This is a genomic window from Bradyrhizobium sp. LMTR 3 (genome assembly GCF_001693485.1).
Taxonomy (GTDB): Bacteria; Pseudomonadota; Alphaproteobacteria; order Rhizobiales; family Xanthobacteraceae; genus Bradyrhizobium.
Genome location: NZ_MAXC01000015.1, coordinates 23,128 through 41,748 on the forward strand (window position 1 = coordinate 23,128; position 18,621 = coordinate 41,748).

Annotated in this window: 15 protein-coding genes; 8 read left to right on the forward strand and 7 right to left on the reverse strand. The window is 64.5% G+C overall.

Annotation, left to right across the window (positions count from 1 at the left end; translation table 11 throughout):
• Nucleotides 1-4 precede the first annotated feature (4 nt).
• A complete protein-coding gene (locus LMTR3_RS15050) occupies nt 5-940 on the forward strand; it encodes a glycosyltransferase family 2 protein (RefSeq protein ID WP_065745871.1) in 936 nt (311 codons plus the stop codon).
• A 69-nt stretch (nt 941-1,009) separates the two neighbouring features.
• Entirely contained in the window at nt 1,010-1,522 is a 513-nt protein-coding gene (locus LMTR3_RS15055; RefSeq protein WP_065745872.1) for a GNAT family N-acetyltransferase, read from the forward strand.
• Nucleotides 1,523-1,550: 28 nt separating this feature from the next.
• On the opposite strand, the gene LMTR3_RS15060 is transcribed toward LMTR3_RS15055, so the two are convergent.
• The 3 genes from LMTR3_RS15060 to LMTR3_RS15070 all read right to left on the reverse strand — a co-directional run bounded on the left by LMTR3_RS15060 (nt 1,551) and on the right by LMTR3_RS15070 (nt 6,436).
• Nucleotides 1,551-3,347 (reverse strand): cation:proton antiporter domain-containing protein, encoded by a 1,797-nt coding sequence (locus LMTR3_RS15060; protein ID WP_065745873.1) that lies wholly within the window; start codon nt 3,345-3,347, stop codon nt 1,551-1,553.
• A gap of 139 nt (nt 3,348-3,486) precedes the next feature.
• Nucleotides 3,487-5,874, reverse strand: a complete 2,388-nt coding sequence (locus tag LMTR3_RS15065) for a TonB-dependent receptor (protein WP_065745874.1) — start codon at nt 5,872-5,874, stop codon at nt 3,487-3,489.
• Between the two features lie 106 nt (nt 5,875-5,980).
• Nucleotides 5,981-6,436 carry a DUF2946 family protein gene (locus LMTR3_RS15070; RefSeq protein WP_084029639.1) on the reverse strand — a complete coding sequence of 152 codons (456 nt, stop codon included), beginning with the start codon at nt 6,434-6,436 and terminating at the stop codon, nt 5,981-5,983.
• Nucleotides 6,437-6,716: 280 nt separating this feature from the next.
• Between LMTR3_RS15070 and zigA the strand changes: the two genes are divergently transcribed.
• Entirely contained in the window at nt 6,717-7,925 is a 1,209-nt protein-coding gene (gene zigA / locus LMTR3_RS15075; protein WP_065745875.1) for a zinc metallochaperone GTPase ZigA, read from the forward strand.
• Between the two features lie 23 nt (nt 7,926-7,948).
• Here zigA and LMTR3_RS15080 read toward each other — a convergent pair whose 3' ends face one another.
• The 4 genes from LMTR3_RS15080 to LMTR3_RS15095 are packed head-to-tail and all read right to left on the reverse strand — an operon-like array spanning nt 7,949 to nt 14,771.
• The gene (locus LMTR3_RS15080; RefSeq protein WP_065745876.1) at nt 7,949-10,012 is read right to left on the reverse strand and encodes a hypothetical protein; all 2,064 of its coding nucleotides are present in this window, start codon (nt 10,010-10,012) and stop codon (nt 7,949-7,951) included.
• Between the two features lie 3 nt (nt 10,013-10,015).
• Entirely contained in the window at nt 10,016-12,826 is a 2,811-nt protein-coding gene (locus LMTR3_RS15085; protein WP_065745877.1) for a DUF4159 domain-containing protein, read from the reverse strand.
• Nucleotides 12,826-13,770: a DUF58 domain-containing protein gene (locus tag LMTR3_RS15090; RefSeq protein ID WP_065745878.1), complete on the reverse strand. Its 945-nt coding sequence runs from the start codon at nt 13,768-13,770 to the stop codon at nt 12,826-12,828. Before LMTR3_RS15090 ends, LMTR3_RS15085 begins: the two co-directional genes overlap by 1 nt.
• The gene (locus tag LMTR3_RS15095) at nt 13,770-14,771 is read right to left on the reverse strand and encodes an AAA family ATPase (protein ID WP_065745879.1); all 1,002 of its coding nucleotides are present in this window, start codon (nt 14,769-14,771) and stop codon (nt 13,770-13,772) included. The genes LMTR3_RS15090 and LMTR3_RS15095 overlap by 1 nt, the downstream gene beginning before the upstream one ends.
• Before the next feature lie 260 nt (nt 14,772-15,031).
• Between LMTR3_RS15095 and LMTR3_RS15100 the strand changes: the two genes are divergently transcribed.
• The 5 genes from LMTR3_RS15100 to LMTR3_RS15120 are packed head-to-tail and all read left to right on the forward strand — an operon-like array spanning nt 15,032 to nt 18,618.
• Nucleotides 15,032-15,673, forward strand: coding sequence for a DUF1285 domain-containing protein (locus LMTR3_RS15100; protein WP_065745880.1), 642 nt, complete (start codon nt 15,032-15,034; stop codon nt 15,671-15,673).
• Nucleotides 15,674-15,681: 8 nt separating this feature from the next.
• Nucleotides 15,682-16,344 (forward strand): CoA pyrophosphatase, encoded by a 663-nt coding sequence (locus tag LMTR3_RS15105; RefSeq protein WP_502686636.1) that lies wholly within the window; start codon nt 15,682-15,684, stop codon nt 16,342-16,344.
• Nucleotides 16,341-16,604 carry a DUF6111 family protein gene (locus tag LMTR3_RS15110; protein WP_065745882.1) on the forward strand — a complete coding sequence of 88 codons (264 nt, stop codon included), beginning with the start codon at nt 16,341-16,343 and terminating at the stop codon, nt 16,602-16,604. Before LMTR3_RS15105 ends, LMTR3_RS15110 begins: the two co-directional genes overlap by 4 nt.
• Nucleotides 16,601-17,860, forward strand: coding sequence for a CCA tRNA nucleotidyltransferase (locus tag LMTR3_RS15115; protein ID WP_065745883.1), 1,260 nt, complete (start codon nt 16,601-16,603; stop codon nt 17,858-17,860). The genes LMTR3_RS15110 and LMTR3_RS15115 overlap by 4 nt, the downstream gene beginning before the upstream one ends.
• Nucleotides 17,857-18,618, forward strand: coding sequence for a sulfite exporter TauE/SafE family protein (locus LMTR3_RS15120; RefSeq protein WP_065745884.1), 762 nt, complete (start codon nt 17,857-17,859; stop codon nt 18,616-18,618). Before LMTR3_RS15115 ends, LMTR3_RS15120 begins: the two co-directional genes overlap by 4 nt.
• Nucleotides 18,619-18,621: the final 3 nt, after the last annotated feature.

The following is an 18,621-nucleotide window of genomic DNA, read 5'->3' on the forward strand; positions in this document are numbered from 1 at the left end:
TGCGATGACAGGACCGGCGCTGCGGATCGCGGTTCTGGTGCCATGCTTCAATGAAGAAGCCGCGGTCGCCACCGTGGTCTCGGATTTCCGCAAGGCGTTGCCGACGGCTCGGATTTTTGTCTACGACAACAATTCGAGGGACCGCACCATCGAGGTCGCGCGCGCGGCCGGAGCCATCGTGCGGAGCGAGCGCCGCCAGGGCAAGGGGCATGTGGTGCGGCGCATGTTCGCCGACATCGATGCCGACATCTATGTACTGGTCGATGGCGACGCCACCTATGACGCGCCGAGCGCGCCGCGCATGATCGACGCGTTGGTCAACGATCACCTCGACATGGTGGTGGGCTTTCGCGTCGACCAATCAGTCGCGGCGTACCGGCCCGGCCACCGCACCGGCAACTGGATGCTGACGAGCTTCCTCTCCGCGGTGTTCGGTCAGGCGTTCAAGGACATCCTTTCCGGCTATCGGGTGTTCTCGCGTCGCTTCGTCAAATCCTTTCCGGTACTGTCCGACGGTTTTGAGATCGAAACCGAGCTCAGCGTTCACGCGCTCGAACTGGCGCTGCCGGTGATGGAAGTCGAGACGCCGTATTACGCACGCCCCGAGGGATCGTTCAGCAAGCTCAACACCTGGCGCGACGGTTTCCGGATCCTCGGCACCATCCTGAAGTTGTACCGGTCGGAAAAGCCGCTACGGTTCTTCACGGTGATCGGCATCTTCCTGACGCTGGTCTCGATTGGCCTCGCGTTCCCCGTGGTCGTCACCTATCTCGAGGAAGGTATCGTTCCGCGGCTGCCGACAGCGGTGCTGTCGATGGGCCTGATGATCGTGGCGGTGCTGTCGGTCAGCTCGGGGCTGGTGCTGGATACGGTGACGCGCGGCCGCCGCGAGATGAAGCTGCTGGCCTATTTGTCCCATCCCGCCCGTGTCAGGGATTGAGGCAATACAGGGATTGCCATCTTCCAGCGATGGACCGCGCCGTCGCCAGATGCTATCCCGCGCCCCATCATGAGCGAACTTGATGTCACCATCCTGGCCGAAACACCGAAGGACGCCCAGGCGATCGAACGGCTGCATGAGCGCACGTTCGGTCCCGGCCGTTTCGTGCTGAGTGCCTACCGCCTGCGCGAGCATGTCGATCACCTGCTGGACCTCTCGTTCACGGCGCGGATCGGCACATTGCTGGTTGGCTCGGTGCGCCAGTTGCCGATCTGCATCGGCGACACACCGGCCCTGATGCTCGGACCGTTGACGGTCGAGCCGCCGTTTCGCGGCCGCGGCGTCGGCCGGATGCTGCTCGATCGTTCGCTGCGGGATGCCAAGGCCAAGGGCCATCGTTTGGTCATTCTGGTCGGCGACGAACCCTATTACAGCCGCGTCGGCTTCAAGGTCATACCGAAGGGACGGGTGACCATGCCGGGGCCCGTCGATTACAGCCGCCTGTTGGTGGCGGAACTGGTCGAGGGCGCGTTAGACGGCGTGTCCGGCAATATCCGGCCGGACTGGAGCAAGGCGCGATAGGCCGTTGGCGCGCCGCCGCCGCAGTCCGTCAGAAAAATCGACGCTTTTTGGTGCCGGTCGTCCGAACCGGCGTGACCGCTGCGTTTCCCGCCGCCTTCTGCAATTCGTGCCGGAACTCCTCGCGCTTTTCGTGGATGCTGGCGACGACATGACCCATCGCCACCCCGAGCCCGATCAGGGCAGCTTCCGATAACAGCAAGCTTGCCTCGATGGTCTCCGGCACTGCGTCGGTAACGCCGATCTGGTAGAGATGCCGCGCGTGGTCGGCGTCGCGGGCGCGCGAAACCACCAGCATGTCTTTCCGCAGCGCGCGGACCTGCGCGACAATTTCGTCGATGTTTTCGGGTTGATTGATCGTGACGACGACAGCGGCGGCTTCCATGAGGCCGCAGCTCTTCAGAAACTCCGGGTTCGTCGCATCACCGTAAAAGACGGTACGCCCCTGTCTTCGCTGCTCTGGGACGGCCGCGGCATCATTGTCGACCGCAATGTACTTGAACTGGTGCCGGTCCAGCATCGTGCAGACGACCTGTCCCACCCGGCCGTGTCCGACGACAATGGCATGGCCACTCCCGCCGCTCGGCGCAACGGCAAGCTCGGGGTCAAGCGGCTTGTCTTCGCGTATCATCGGCGCCAGCCGCCGCGCGAGATGAGATAGCGTGGGCGTAAGCATCATGGTCAGCGAGGTCAGTGCGACCGTGAAGCTCGATACGCCGGCATCGATCAGACCAAGCGTCGTCGCCATTCCGATCCCGACGAAAGCGAACTCGCCGCCGGGACCCAGCAGCAGCCCGACTTCGATAGAAGCCGGCCATGAGAGCCGGAACATCCGGGCCAGGAAGATGAGGATAACGGCCTTTACGGCGATCAGCCCGGTCGCGCCCGCAATCAGCCAGACCGGGTCGCGCGCGAGTTCGCGGAAATCGATGTTCATGCCGACCGTGAAGAAGAAGAGGCCAAGCAGGAGGCCCTTGAACGGATCGATGGCGGTCTCGATCGCCTTGCGAAATTCCGTCTCGGCAAGCAGCAGTCCGGCGACAAAGGCGCCGAGCGCCATGGAAAAGCCAGCCACTGCGGCAGCCACTCCGGTTGCGACGATCACGAACAGCGTGGTGGCGACGAACAGGTCGCTCATGCCCACTGATGCCACCAGACGGAACAGCGGTCGCATCACGACGCGGCCGACGATGACGATCACGGCGAGCGCGATGGCCGCGTTGGTGAGCGCGAGAGCGAGCGTCGCAACGACCGAACCGGATTCGCTCGCGCCAGAAATGGAGATAAAGAGCAGGAGAGGGGCGACTGCCAGATCTTGCGCCAGCAACGTCGCGAAGCTTGCCCGGCCAGCGCTTGTGCTAAGTCGCCGTTGCCTGGAAAGAATCTCGACGACAATGGCGGTCGAGGATAAGGCAAGGCAGGCGCCTAGGATGAGGGCCACCGGAGCTTTGTTGCCCAGGAGGGCGACGACCACGCCGATCGCCACCGTGGAGAGTGCGATCTGCAAGCTGCCTAGCCCGAAAATCAGGCGGCGCATTGCCTTCAATCGATCGTACGATAGCTCCATCCCGATGAGGAAGAGCAGAAACACAACTCCGAGGTTCGCAATGGCGGAGACGTTTTTGGGATCGACAACGGTGAACCAGTAGAGAAGCGGAAAACTCTCGATGAACGATCCCAATCCGAGAGGGCCCAGGATCGCGCCGGCGCCTAGATAGCCGAGAACGGGATTGAGGCCGAACCGCCGCACCAAGGGAATGACGACGCCCGCGGTGCCGAGCAGAACGAGCGCGTCGCTGTAGACGGGAACATTGATGGACGAGGTCATCTATTCGTCGAGCATCCGCTTTCAGTGGGCAGGGGACATCTGACGCGGGATTGCGCCTAGTGTCCCCTGTCATCCCCACCTGGACGTTAGCTGGTGGCACCAGCTAACGCCACCCCTGGGAAGCCGTATCGCCCGCGCACTAGAACTTCAGGTTGGCAAATGCTCGCACGCCAAGGCCCGGCAGCAAGACCTCGTCCTTGTTGAACGACGTCGAATTGCGAATGTTCTCGTTCAAGAGGTTGTTGCCGACCAGGCCGACCAACATTTCGCGAGCGCCGAACCGGGTGGGATCGAGCTTCGTCCTGTAGCTGACCTCCGCCTTCAACAGATTATAACTCGCGGTCGGCGTCTCGCCGATCGGGGCGATATCGTTCTGGGCGAAGGCGTGCAGCAGGTTGATCCGCGTCAGCCAGTTGGCATCGCGCCAGAACAGGCCGCCGCCGATGCGCACGGGTGGGATGCGCGGGACATTGGTGCCGTCGTTGAAGGTCGCGCGCACGACATCGAACTGGTTCTCGATGCCCCAGATGCCGCCGTTGAGCGGCCCGACATCCAACTGGCTCTGGAACTCGCCGCCGCGGAAGGTGGCGTCGCGTTGCGAATAGATCGCCTGGTTCAGCTCGAGTGGGAAAGCCGGATCGGCAGGACTGACACAGGCTCCATCCTCGCAGGTGTTGCCCGTGAGACGGCGGTAAATGAAGCCATTGAACTTCGTATAGTAAGCCGTCGCTTCGAACCTGAAGGGCCCGGTCGCTCGTCGTAATCCGATCTCGATCGACTTGGCGGTTTCAATGCTTAGATTGGGATTGCCGATGTCGAAGGTGACGGTAGCTTCGTGGACCCCGCGCGAGAACAGTTCCGCCGGCTTTGGCGCGCGCTCGACGTATTGCGCGGTGATGCTCGCAACCAGTTCGCCCGGAAGATTCTGGAGCAAGCCTACGCTCGCGCTCTTCGGCGTGAAGCTCAGATTGCGCGCCGTTGGCGGGCCGATGTCGGCGGGATTGGCATTGATGTCGAACAGCTCCGGAATGAAGGCCGGCATCGTTCCGCTGAGATTGACATGCTCGATGCGGCCTGCGATCTGCGCCTTTGTCGTCTCGGTGAACTTGAGCTCGTTGAACACGTAGCCGGCGACCCTGTTATTCTTGTTAGGATCAAACAACCCGTTGAGCGGGCTTCCTGGATCGTCCGGGCTCGGCGCGGTCAGTTCCTGATGCCCGGCCTGCAGACCGAAGGCGGTCGTGACGGCGGCAAAGCGCGCGTTGAACGGCGCCATCTGCACCTCGACGCGCCCTTCCTGCTCCTTGTTGGTAAAGGTCTGCCGCACGCCGGTGGACGAGAAGTCGGCGGGATCGGCGAGCCCGATCTCGTTGTGCTTGTAATCGGTCGCGCCCGCCCAGAACCTGATGGCGTCAATCGCCGCCGCATCCGGCCGGTATTCGCCCTTGGCGGTGAATTTGGTCTGGCGCGCGTCGATGCGGGTCTGGTGATCGGAGGGTTCAATTCCGGGAATGCGGTACAGCGTGTCGTTCTGCGTGATCGCCGCGCCGATAAATCCGCCATCGAAGATGTAGGAGCCGCCAATCGACGCACCAGCCGCCTGCATCGCCGAATTGGGCTGCCGGCCGTTGACCGGGCGGGTCTGGTCGAACAAGTACGGATAGCTCGGAATGCTGTAATCGCTGGCCTTGCGGCCATAGGCGTCGGCGTGGAACGCGAAATTGCCGCCGCCGGCATCAATCAGGATGCCGCCATCGACACCCCGGTCGACGGTATTGACGGCCGTTCGGGTTTCGACCGTGACGCAGGCAGGTGATCCCACGTTTGCAAGCGGCGCTTTCGCCGGCAGTCCGTAGGTCTGAAACGGTGCGGCCGCGCATGAAGGCAGGGCGTCCGGGATGCGATTGTTGGTTGCGCTGACGACGCCGCCGATCGATGTTGATCCGTACCGCATCGCCGCCGGACCACGGATGACTTCGACCTGGTTTGTCGCCAGTGGATCGACCGGCACGAAATGGTCTTCGCCGAGATCGGAGGCGCCGCCAGCGTTGGTGCCGTTCTCGAGGATGCCGACACGATTGACGTCGAGGCCGCGGATGATCGGCCGGCTCGCGGCACCGGGCGCGAAGGTTGAGCCGGTAATGCCGGGCTTCGAGAACAGGAGATCGCCAAGCTGGGCGGTGCCTTGGCGGCGGATCTCCTCGTTGGGCACCACGGTAACCGTTGCGAACTGATCGGTCACGATCGGCAGCACGCCCTGTTGAGGCGCGGCCGCGACGGGCGCGGCTTGCGGCTCCGGCGCGCGTTCGCGGCTCTGGCCGGGCGCGGCACGGACGACGCGTGCCGGCGTTCGCGGCGGCACGGGTTTGCGCCGCACGATCGGGCTCGGCGCCGTCACGGTAATTTCGGGCAGATGTGTCGATGCGGTTGACGTCGCGTCCTGCGCCATTGCGCCGTTGCCCGCCGCGCATAGCAATAGCCAGCTAGCCCCACCGATGTGGAACGCACGTTTCTTCTTGAATGTCATTGTCCCGACCCTGATTCCGTCGATGTGCGACGGACGATTCCGATTTTCCCTCAGGGACCGCGCCTGACGCGGCAATCCCTTCGGAAGTGCATTGATTCAATCGGCGTCAGGAGGCGGGCGGTGCGCGAGACTGGAACGCGAGATGGGACGAACCGAGATGCGCAAATTCAGCGCCGGCGACCCGGTACAGAAGCTCGACAGCCCCCGGCAACTCCAGTACGGGCGGCGTGACGAACAGGAAATTGTTGGCCAGTGAGAGGACGGCGCAGACCGCGCAGACATTGGTCGTGTGCTGGTCGTCATCGTGGCCCGCAGGTTGCTGCGGCTGCGCGGTTTCGGAGTGCGCATCTTGTGCGGCAACGGACGTGGCGATCGCAAGATGGGCGTCGATCAGCCCGCTTTGAACGGCCGGTGCGGCCCGCGCCGCTGCCGCGTGAAAATGCCCGCACGACAGCGCAAACTGGATCGCGAGCGCAAACAGCGCCAGCCGCGAGCCGTGCTTGAGGTGTTTTCGGAACCAGTTCACGACGATTGACGCCTTGTCCCCGGGCGGCTCGGGCATCTCGCCGTCCCAATGTTACATTATAACGTCGCGAACGCCGTGGAGTGTCAATCGACGCCGGGCTGCTGTCTTTCCGGAGCCCCGACAATTCCGCCAAGTGTGAGATTCGGGCAACATCGGCGTTTTTGTCCCGCGCGCCCCGCCTGTTTTTGCCAATTGACAACCTCTCGGTCTTCCATTGTTATGTTATAACATAACATAGTTCGTCACCAACGGGTCCCCCGCATGCGTCTTCCTCCCCGGTTGGGGCCCCGTGAGCTCAAGAGGCTTTTCGATCTCCATGCGAAAACTCCCCGTCACCGTGTTGTCCGGCTTCCTCGGGGCTGGAAAGACAACTTTGATGAATCACGTGCTCAACAATCGCCAGGGTCTGAAGGTTGCGGTGATTGTGAACGACATGAGCGAAGTCAACATCGACGCCGACCTCGTCCGCGATGGCGGTGCGAACCTCTCGCGGACTGACGAAAAGCTGGTCGAGATGACCAACGGCTGCATCTGCTGCACGCTGCGCGACGATTTGTTGAAGGAGGTGCGGGCGCTCGCCGAGAGCGAACGGTTCGACTACCTGCTGATCGAATCCACCGGCATCTCGGAACCGCTGCCGGTCGCGGCAACCTTCGATTTCCGGTCCGAAGACGGAGAAAGCCTGTCCGATGTGGCAAGCCTCGACACGATGGTCACGGTCGTCGATGCCGTCAATCTGCTGAAGAACTATTCCTCTACCGTTTTTCTGGCGGATCGCGGCGAGTCGCTCGGTGAAAGCGACAGGCGCACACTGGTGGATCTGCTGGTTGAGCAGATCGAATTTGCCGATGTGATCGTACTCAACAAGATCGATGCGGCGTCGCAGGGAGAACGCGACGCCGCCCGAATGATTATCCGCTCCCTCAATCCCGAGGCCGATATCATCGAGACCAATTTCTCCAATGCGCCGCTGGAGCGTATTCTCAATACCGGCCGCTTCGATTTCGAGCGCGCGCAGCAACACCCGCTGTGGTTCAAGGAGCTTTATGGCTTTGCAGACCATAGGCCCGAGACCGAGGAATACGGCGTCAAGAACTTCGTCTATCGCGCGCGACGGCCGTTCGAGCCTGCGAAATTTCACCAATTCCTGAAAGAAAGCTGGCCTGGCGTCATCCGCGCCAAGGGACATTTCTGGATAGCAACGCGTCCGCAATGGCTCGGCGAATTGAGCCAGGCCGGTGCGATCGTCCGAACCGAAGGGCTGGGCTTCTGGTGGGCGAATGTGCCGGCAGATCGGTGGCCGGACGATCCGTTCTGGCGACGATCGCTCAAGAAGAACTGGAGCGAGATGTACGGTGATCGCCGGCAGGAGATCGTCTTCATCGGCACGAATATGGATCAGGACGCGATCACGGCGCGTCTCGATGCGTGCCTTGTTTCGGGAAAGCCGGGAATGCGCATCGCGGAATGGTCCGGGCTTGCCGATCCATTTCCGAGGTGGCGACGCGCGGACGAGGCTGCGTAGGACGCCACGAGGCGGGCGTGCCGTCAGCGCCCTTCGCGCAGCCAGGTCGCGGCGAACGCGCCGAGCAGCAGCAACAGCCCGACCAGCCCTGCGAACATCGGCAGCACGCCGACGCCTTTGACGACGCTGGCATCGCGCATCTTGACGCCCATCCAGCCGTCGCCGTGGAAGATGCCGGAGGCGCGCACCGGCACGACGCGGGGCAGGTCGACGCTTCCGCCATCGGCGACGCGGCGGGCGTCGCCGCCAGTGGCCTGCGCCAATGGCTTCACCATTTCGGTCGTCGAGGTGACTTCCGAAAATTCCTTCGGGTTGGTCGGCCCGACATTGATCAGCGCCTTCAGCGCGCCGTCGGTTGCCTGCCACAGCCCGAGCTCGTTGGCGGGAAGGGTCGAGCGCCAGGTGCCGGGCTCGCTTGCCGTCAGCGTCAGTTCCTTGGTGGCGCCGCTCGGCGAGGTCACCGTTACCGGCGGCACGTTGTCGGCCATGGTCTGGCGCAGCACCACGAGGTCCTTGCCCTGGATTTGAAGGCGCAGCGCTTCTTCGTCGAGATCAGGCTGCTTCATCAGCCAGTGCGACATCCGCCGTAGCAGATCCAGATGCGGACCGCCGCCCTCATAGCCGCGCGCCCACAGCCAGATGTGGTCCGACAACAAAAGCGCGACGCGGCCCTCGCCGAAGCGCGACAGCAGCAGCAGCGGCTTGCCGTCGGCGCCGGTCATCACGGGGGAGCCGATTGCGTTGCGCGTATCGACGGTACGGAAGAAGCGGCTCCAGCGCGGCGGCTCGCTGGCGGAGCCTTCGAGGCCGCGCGTCACCGGATGACGCTTACCGGCGTCGCTCAGATGCGCGTAGAACGGCTTCTCTGTGACGCCGACCGGCTCGGCCGGCAGCACCGTATCCAGCGGCGTGCGCCAGATACTGGTGGTGGAGGCATAATCGGGGCCGGCCGATACCAGGATCGCACCACCGGCGCGGACATAGCGCGCCATGTTGTCGAAATAGGCAATCGGCAGCACGCCCTGGCGGGCGTAACGGTCGAAGATGATCAGTTGGAAATCGTTGATCCTCTGCTGGAACAATTCGCGCGTCGGAAACGCGATCAGCGACAATTCGTTGATCGGCGTGCCGTCCTGTTTCTCCGGCGGGCGCAGAATCGTGAAATGCACGAGGTCGATGCTGGCGTCCGACTTCAACAAATTGCGCCAGGTGCGTTCGCCGGTATGCGGCTCGCCCGATACCAGCAGCACGCGCAGCTTGTCGCGCACGCCTTCGATCGCGACCACGGCGCGGTTGTTGACTGGAGTCAGTTCGTTCTCGAGGGGCGAAGCCTCGATCTCGATGATGTTCGGGCCGGCATGCTTGATGTCGACTTCGACACTGGCGGTCTGGCCGCTCGAGAGATTGCGCTCATTGATCACCTCACCGTCGCGGCGCACCACGATCTTGGCGCGCTGGCCGGTGACGCCCTGATCGTCGAGCCGGTATGTGATGGTCTGCGGTTGTCCGACGATACCGAAACGCGGCGCGGCCGAAATCGCGATGCGACGGTCGCGCTCATCCTTGCGGCCGGTGACGAGTGCATGCACCGGCGCCTGGAAGCCGACGGCCGCGGCATTGGCGGGAATGTCATGGACCCGACCATCGGTGATCAGGAACGCGCCGGCGACGCGATCGACGGGAACGTCTGATAACGCCGAGGACAGCGCGCCGAACAATTTTGTGCCGTCGGTTTCGCCATCGGCCTGTCCGGCCTCGACGACGCGGACTTCCAGTCCCTTGATCTTCTTCAGCGTATCGACCAGCGCCTCCTGCGCCTTGGCCGTCTCCTGGTTGCGGGTGCCGAAATTCTGGCTCGGGCTCTTGTCGATCACGACGGCGGCGACGGATGATAGCGGCTCGCGGTCCTCGCGGGTGAAGGAGGGGTTGGCGAGCGCCAGCAGGATCAGCGCCAGCGCCGCGACGCGCACGGCGGCGCCGCGCGCGCGGCCGAGCAGCAATAGCGCCGAGATCACGACGATCGCGGCCAGCGCGATCCAGAGCACGATTGCCGGAACGAGGGGAGTGAACGCGATACCGTAACTCATGGTCTATTGCCCCAACCGCTCGAGCAGGGCCGGCATGTGGACAAGGTCGGCCTTGTAGTTGCCGGTCAGGATGTACATCACGATGTTGACGCCGGAGCGGAAGGCGAATTCGCGCTGGCGCGGCTCGTTCGGCGTCAGCGGCAGCATCGGCTGGCCGTCCGGGCGATGGGCCCAGGCGCCGGCGAGATCGTTCGAAGTGATGATGATGGGCGAGACACCGTCACCGCCGCGCGCCGGGCGCGAGGCCGCGTCGTCGTCATCCTCGCGCGGCAGGGTCTCGACCCAGGTCTGCCCCGAGGTGAAGCGGCCGGGGAAATCGCGCAGCAGATAAAACGTCTTGGTCAACACGTGCTCGCGCGGCACCGGTTCCAGTTCGGGCACGTCGAGGGAGGAGAGAATCTCGCGCAACGTGCGCATGCCCGGCGTCTGCGACGCGCCGTTCTCGCCCGGCGGCGCCTCGACGGCGTCGCGGGTGTCGAACAGCACCGTACCGCCCTGTTTCATATAGGCGGCGATGCGGTTGATGGCGTCCTGCGGCGGCTTCGGTGCGCCCGGCACCACCGGCCAGTAGATCAGCGGAAAAAACGCCAGTTCGTCCTTGGTGGGATCGATGCCGACGGGATCGCCGGTCTCCAGCGCCGTGCGCTGCGCCAGGAACAGCGTCAGTCCGGCCATGCCCGCCTTGACGATGGAATCGACGTCGGCATTTCCCGTGACGACATAGGCAAGCCGCGTCTGCGACACCGCCTTGATGGCGAACTCGTCGTTGCTTTGAGCCCGCGTCGGCGAAGGCACGATCGAGGCCGCGACCAGGATCAAGGCCAACAGAACGGTGGCAGCCGCCGTGCGCCGCCGCCATAAGGCGGCAAGTCCCGCGCCCAGCATCGCGACCACGACCGCGTCGATCAGGAACAGCACCAGCGACGATGACAGCAGGATGCCGCGCAAGTCGCGCGGTTCGGCATTGGTGTAGCTGGCGCGCTGCGCGCGCAACGAGGATGTATCGAGCGGCGCGATGCGATCGGCCGAGGCCAGGGTATTGACCGCGATCGGGCCGTCGGCCGGGCCGTAGAAGCCCGGCGGATGTTCTGCCGTGGCGCGATCGCGATAATCCGCGGGCATCGGCTTGGCGGCCGAGGGCGGTGGCCCGAATGCGCCAAAACCATCGAGGGTGCGCAGCGGCGCCACCGTCTCGACGTTGGTCGCCTCGGCCGCAACGCCAGCACCGGGCTTCGTGGTATAGCCGGACATGTCGACCAGCCGCCGCAGCATCTCGACGAAGCTGCCGGACATCGGCAAGTCAGACCAGCGCGAGTCGGCGCCGACATGGAACAGGCTGACAATGCCCCTGCCACGATGCTCGCCGGTCACCAGCGGCGTGCCGTCTTCCAGCGACGCCCAGGTCTTGGTGGCGAGCACCGCATCCGGCTCGGCCAGCACCTGCCGGTTCACGGTGACATCCTTGGGCACTGCGAGGCCCGCGAACGGAGCGTCGGCGGCAAAGGACGCCAGATGCTGCGGCTTTTCCCAGGTCAGGCTGCCGCCGAGGGTGCGGCCGCCGCGACGCAGTTTCACCGGCACCAGATCGTCATCGGCCTGCGCCAGACGGGGACCTGCGAAACGTATCAGCACGCCGCCCTGGTCGATCCATGCGTTCAGCCGCTCGCGGATTTCGGGCGACAGCGTGCCGACATCGGCGAGCACGATCATCGGCAGCCGCTGATCCAGAAATTGCGCGATCACCTGTTGCGGCGCGCCACGGTCGCCGAGCCGCACGTCGGCGAATGGCGACAGGGCGCGGGTAAGGTAGAAGGTCGATGCCAATAGCGGCTGAGCAGTATCGCTGGTCGCGCCGGTGACGACGCCGACGGCGCGCCGCCGCCATCGCTTGTCGAGCAATTGCACCGCACCGGCCGATCGTTCACCCGAGATTTCCAGCCGCGAAATGTCATTGCGCAGTTCGACCGGCAGATCGAACGCCGCTTCGCTTTCGCGATCCTGCATGCCGAAAGCGTAGCGCGCCTCGCCGATCGGCGAGCCCTTGGCGTCGATGGCGCGAACCACCCCGGCTGCGACGCCGCCGGTGGTGCGCAGCACCTTGACCGTCATCTTCGCCGCGGCGTTTTCGGCGGCAACCAAGGCCTGCGCAGGCGCCGCGCCGCCCTCGAACAGCGTCAGCTTGCGGTCGCCGATGGTCTTGGCGAGATTCTCGACGAATTCGGCGCCGCGCCCGGTATCGACACCGTCGGACAGCCACGCGATCTCGGCATCTCCTGTGGCTTTGAGGAAGCGGTCGAGCGCGCCAAGCGTGTCGACGCGGTCGATCGAATGCGGCTTTGGTGAAATCTGGCGCAGCGCGACGCGTGCGGTACCAGCCGGCATCAGCGTGATGTCGCGTGCGGGTTCGGAGAGCGGAACCAGCGCGACGCCGCGGCGGTCATTGTCGGCGTTGGCGATCAGTTCGTCAGCGGCCCTGATCCGGGTGTCCCAGCTTGCAGCCGCGCTCCAGCCGTCGTCGAGCAGAATCACCAGCGGCGCATTGCTGCCGCCGACCCCGGTCTGCGGATTCCAGATCGGGCCTGCGGCGGCAAGGATGACCAGCGCCGCGGCGGCGAGGCGCAGCGCCGTCAGCCACCACGGCGTCCGCGACGGGGTTTCTTCCCTGGGCCTGATGTCGAACAACAGCCGCGTCGGCGGAAACTCGATCCGTCTCGGCCGCGGCGGCATTACGCGCAACAGCCACCACAGTACCGGCAGGCTCAACAGGCCCAGCAGAAGCAGCGGCTGCGCAAAGCTTAAGGGGATGCCCGCCATCATGCGCTGCGCCCCGCCTTGACCGTTGAGCCGCGCGCGCTTCCCTTGGCGGCCATCATGCCGGAATGCAGGAACAGCAGCAGTTCGGCGGCGGACCGGCTGGTGGTGTGGGTCGAGAACAGCCAGTCGAGCCTGTTGGTTTCGCTGCGGATCTCGTCGCGATGCAATGCTACGCGCGCGACATAGTCGCCGGCCCAGCTCTCGGCGCGGCCGGCGGTGATGACGCCAAAACCTTCCGGCTCGACGAACTCGATCCGGCCGGCGTAAGGAAAGGTCTCTTCGGCAGGATCGACGACCTGGATCAGCGTGCCATGGGCGCCGGAGGCCGAAAGCCCTGCGAGCATCGTCCTGATTTCGCTCATCGGCGACCAGAAGTCGGACAGCACGACAATTTCGGCCAGCGCCGACGGCACGAAGGAGGGCGGCAGGCTGGCGCGCACCGCATCATCATGCAGCATCGCCTGCGCCATCTTGTCGATCACGTTGCGGCTTGCGGTCGGGGTCATCAGGCCGGGAATGCCGACGCGCTCTCCGCCAGAAACCAGGAGTTCGGCAAGCGCAAATGTCACGATCAGGCCACGCTCCAGCTTGGAGTCGCGGGCCCCCTTGGAAGCAAATGCCATCGACGGCGAACGGTCGGGCCACAGCCAGATCGTATGCGCAGCCTCCCATTCCTGCTCGCGGACATAGAGATGATCGTCGCGCGCCGAGCGCCGCCAGTCGACGTTCTGCGACGGCTCGCCGGAGACGAAGCGGCGATATTGCCAAAAGCTCTCGCCGGCTCCGGCGCGGCGCCTGCCGTGCAGGCCATGGATGACGTTGGCAGCGATGCGGCGGGCGTCGAGCACGAGACGGGGGAGCGATGCGGCGAGCGTTCGGCTTTCGCCATCGGCACGTCGGATCGCAACAATCTCCCTGTTCTCGTGACTGGTCTCTGCGGCCATCAACCAATCCGCGTCTTCAATTGTCTGATTACGTCGGGAATGGTGCGGCCTTCCGCGCGCGCCGAGAAGGTCAGCGCCATGCGGTGCTTGAGAACGGGTTCGGCGAGATCGAGCACGTCGTCGATCGAGGGCGCAAGACGGCCGTCGAGCAAGGCGCGGGCACGGACCGCCAGCATCAGCGACTGGCTGGCGCGCGGGCCCGGCCCCCAGGCAATCAGCTTGTCGCCACCGTCTTCGGTGTTGGGGCGGGCGGCGCGCACCAGCGACAGGATCGCCTCAACGACGCTGTCGCCAACCGGCAGGCGCCGCACCAGCCGCTGCGCCGCGATCAGGGTTTCCGCGTCCATCGAGGCCTTGGCAAGCGTCTCTTCCGCGCCCGTGGTCTCGAACAGGATGCGGCGTTCGGCGTCGCGATCGGGATAATCGACGTCGATTTCCATCAGGAAGCGGTCGAGCTGCGCCTCGGGCAGCGGGTAGGTGCCTTCCTGCTCCAGCGGGTTTTGGGTGGCGAGCACGTGGAACGGCTTGGGGAGATCATGCCGCGCGCCTGCAACCGTGATGTGCTGTTCCTGCATGGCTTGCAGCAGCGCCGATTGCGTCCGCGGGCTGGCGCGGTTGATTTCGTCGGCCATCAGGAGCTGCGCAAACACCGGTCCGGAGATGAAACGGAACGACCGCTTGCCGGAATTGCTCTCGTCCAGCACCTCGGCGCCCAGAATGTCCGAGGGCATCAGGTCAGGGGTAAACTGGATGCGCTTGGCATCCAGCCCGAGCGTGATGCCCAAGGTTTCGACAAGCTTGGTCTTGGCGAGGCCGGGAACGCCGATCAAGAGCGCGTGGCCGCCGGACAGGATCGTCACCAGGGTATTTTCGATCACCCGAACCTGGCCGAAGATGACGGTGGAGATCGCTTCCTTCGCGGCGTGGATCTGGCCGGCGACCTGCTCGGCCGACCGGACGATCGCGTCCTCGAGTTTTTCGACACCGTCTGCGCTCGCCATGTCTTTCTCCTTCAACAACCTAATCGCTTCATGACACCGTTGGTTGCGTCGTCATGCCACGAACCTCATGCTAAACCTGTGCAAAGGCCATGCATTCGTTGAATTAAACTATCCCCACATTATCGGTATTTAGGGGTATGAACGGCATCACGATATGGCGACTTGATCCGCAATAGTACGGACACAAATCGTCGGGAACACATATCTCGGTATATGTGCACCAATCGTGCCAATCGAGGCGCCGAGACTCAGGGCAAACAATGGCGAAGCAAGGGCAAACCAGCGGCCAGCGGCACGAAGGCAAGGGCCACGACAGCAAACGTCTTGAAGGGCTGACGGTTGCTGCCACCGAAGCCGTCAATCGCACCTCGGCCGGGAAGGGACTGCCTCCGGTCCATCTGTGGAATCCACCGTTCTGCGGCGATCTCGACATGCGAATCGCCGGCGATGGGACGTGGTTCTACATGGGGACGCCAATCGGGCGGCCGGCGCTGGTGCGCCTGTTTTCGACCATTCTCAAGCGCGAGGACGGCAAGCACTTTCTCGTTACCCCGGTCGAGAAGGTCGGCATCCGCGTCGATGATGCGCCGTTCCTGGCAGTGGAGATGCAAAACGAGGCCGGCGATCGCGGCCGGCTGTTGCGCTTCCGCACCAACGTTGACGACTGGGTGCCATGCGATTCCGCCCATCGCCTGCGCTTCGAGATGGCCGCCGACGGCGGGCTGACGCCCTATCTGCACGTCCGCGCCGATCTATGGGCGAAGGTGACGCGCGCGCTCTATTACGATCTGGTTGACATGGGGGAGGAGCGGATGGTCGATGATCAGCCGATGTTCGGCATCGAGTCCGGCGGCGAGTTCTTTGCCATGGCGGACGCGAAGCAGGTGAGGGATGCGGTTTGAACGAGCCGATGCTGACGAAGATGGAGGCGGCTCCGATCAGCTCGACGGAATTCTTCGCGCGAAGCAAGACCCGGCTGAACTTCGACGTGCCGCCCGGCCTGGTCGATCCCAATGTCATTCCGAAGACAGGTGATGCGGGCAATGATCGCATGCTCGAGATCGTGGCGCGCGAGCAGCCGGTGCGCCCGGCGGCGGTGCTGATCCCGGTGGTCGATCACAGCGAGCCGACGGTGTTGCTGACGCAGCGCTCGCCGCATCTTTCCAGCCACGCCGGCCAGATTTCCTTTCCGGGCGGCAAGATTGACGCAATCGACGCTTCCCCGCTCGATGCCGCCCTGCGCGAGGCGGAGGAGGAAGTCGGCCTCAAGCGCGAGTTCATCGAGCCGATCGGCTATCTCGATCTTTATGGAACCGCCTTCGGGTTTCGCATCCTGCCGACGGTCGCGCGTGTGAAGCCCGGCTTTGAGCTGACGATCAACGAAGGCGAGGTGGTCGACGCCTTCGAGGTGCCGCTGGCGTTCCTGATGAATCCCGAGAACCATCAAATCCATTCCAAGGAATTCCGCGGCATGGAGCGCTCCTATTACGCCATGCCGTTCGCCGAGCGTTACATATGGGGTGCGACCGCGGGAATCCTGCGCGTGCTATATGAGCGGATTTATCTCGCATGATCCGTCCGATTCTGACCGAAATCGCAATATTCCTGATCCCGTTCGTGGCCTACGCGTTGTTTCTGATTGCCACCCGTTCCGGCGTCTTTGCGTCCTCCTCCTGGCCGGCACATCTTGTCGCCAAACTGGCGCTGGGATCGCTGCTGCTGGTCGCGATCAGCTTCGTCCTGCTGGCGCAGTTCTCCGGCGCGCCGCCGAATTCGACCTATGTTCCGGCGCATCTGGAAGACGGCAAGCTGGTTCACGGGGGGGAGAAATGAGCGAGGCACGCGTGCTGTCGGACGCGCCCTGGCTCAGATCCGGTCCGGCCGCGCGCGTGCTCGCGTTGCTCAATGGCGATGGCGAGGAAGCCCGCGTGATCGGCGGCGCCGTGCGCAATGCGCTTCTGAAAATTCCTCTCGGCGACATCGATATCGCGACGACGGCGTTGCCCGACGAGGTCGTCCGCCGCGCCAAGGCGGCCGGCATCAAATGCGTGCCGACCGGCATCGACCATGGCACGGTCACGCTGGTCGTCGAATCCCACCCATTCGAGGTCACGACCTTGCGTGAGGACACCGAGACCTTTGGCCGCAAGGCGAGGGTTGCGTTCGGGCGGGACTGGGTTCGCGATGCGGAACGGCGCGATTTCACCATCAACGGGCTTTCGGTCGATGCCGAGGGCGTCGTGCACGACCACGTCGGCGGGCTTGCCGATATCCAGGCCAAACGCGTGCGTTTCATCGGCGACGCCGGCCAGCGCATCGCTGAGGATTATTTGCGCATCCTGCGCTTCTTCCGCATGCATGCCGCCTACGGGGCGGGCGAGCCCGACCGTGCCGGGTATCTCGCCTGCATCGACGGGCGTGCCGGGCTTTCGAGCCTTTCCGCCGAACGCGTGCGCATGGAGATGTTGAAGCTGTTGATCGCGGAAGGCGCCGCGGTTGCGGTGCAGGCGATGGCGGATGCCGGCCTGCTGCTGCTGATCCTCGGCGGCGTCACCTACACGGGGACGTTCGCGGCGATGATTGCGGCCGAACGGGCGCTGGGCCTGCCGCCGAGCGCCGTGCGCCGGCTCGCCGCGCTCACAGTCGCCGTCACCGAGGACGCCAGGCGCGTCTCGGCACGGCTTCGGCTTTCCAACGCGGAAACCAAAGCGCTGGATTCGATGGGCCATCGCTGGTGGCGGCTCGCGAGCAAGGACGACGCACGGGCGCGGCAGCTTCTCTATCGGCTTGGCGAGGATCCGTACCGCGACCGGCTGATGCTGGCGTGGGCGCGGGCCGGCGGCGTCGGCGATGGCGTCGCCCGCTGGCACGAGCTCGCAACGTTGCCGCAGCGCTGGAGCGCGCCGAAATTTCCGCTGAAGGCGGCCGATTTCATCTCCCGCGGCATTGCCGAAGGTCCCGGTCTCGGTCACGTGCTGGCGCTTGCGGAAGACGCCTGGTTGGCCGCGGATTTTCCGCTTGAACCATCCACCCTTGCCGCGATCGCCGACCAGGCCGCCGCCCGTTTCGCCCGCGATCACCGGCTGTGAATATTCTGGCCGGGTTTGCCGATATTTCGCTCGGTCAACTCGTGCTGGTTGGAGGCATGGCGCTATTGGCCTCCGTGGTCGGCGGGCTTGCCGGCTATGGTACCGGCGCCTTGATGCCGCTGGTGCTGGTGCCGCTGGTCGGCGCCGAGCCCGTGGTGCCGATCATCGCGATCTCGGCGATCTTCACCAATATCAGCCGCTTCGTGGCGTATTTTCGCTACGCCGACCGGCGTCGCGCCCTGATCGTGATCGGCGCCGCCATGCTGACGACGGCGCTCGGCGCCTATGGCTATACGCTGCTGACCAGCGCCGGCGCGGCGTTCGTGATCGGCGGCATGCTGATCCTAAGCGTGCCGCTACGCCGGCTGGCCAAGCACCGCGATATCAAGATCGGTGATACCGGCCTTGGCGTGAGCGCGGTGGGTTATGGCGTGGTGGTCGGCGGCACATCGGGTTCCGGGGTGATCCTGCTGTCGCTGCTGATGGCGTCCGGCCTCGAGGGAGCTGCCGTGATCGCTACCGACGCGGTGATCTCGGTCGTGACCGGTCTCATCAAGATTTTGGTGTTCGGCCTTGCCGGCGTCGTCACCGCGCAGGTGCTTGCCTTCGCGCTCCTGATCGGTGCGATCGCAATTCCCGGCGCGTTCCTTGCCAAGGCCTTCGTTGAACGCATGCCGGTGCATATCCATACTGCGATCCTCGACGCCGCCGTGATTGTCGGCGGCCTCGTCATGATCACCGCGGCGCTGCGGCAGTGATCG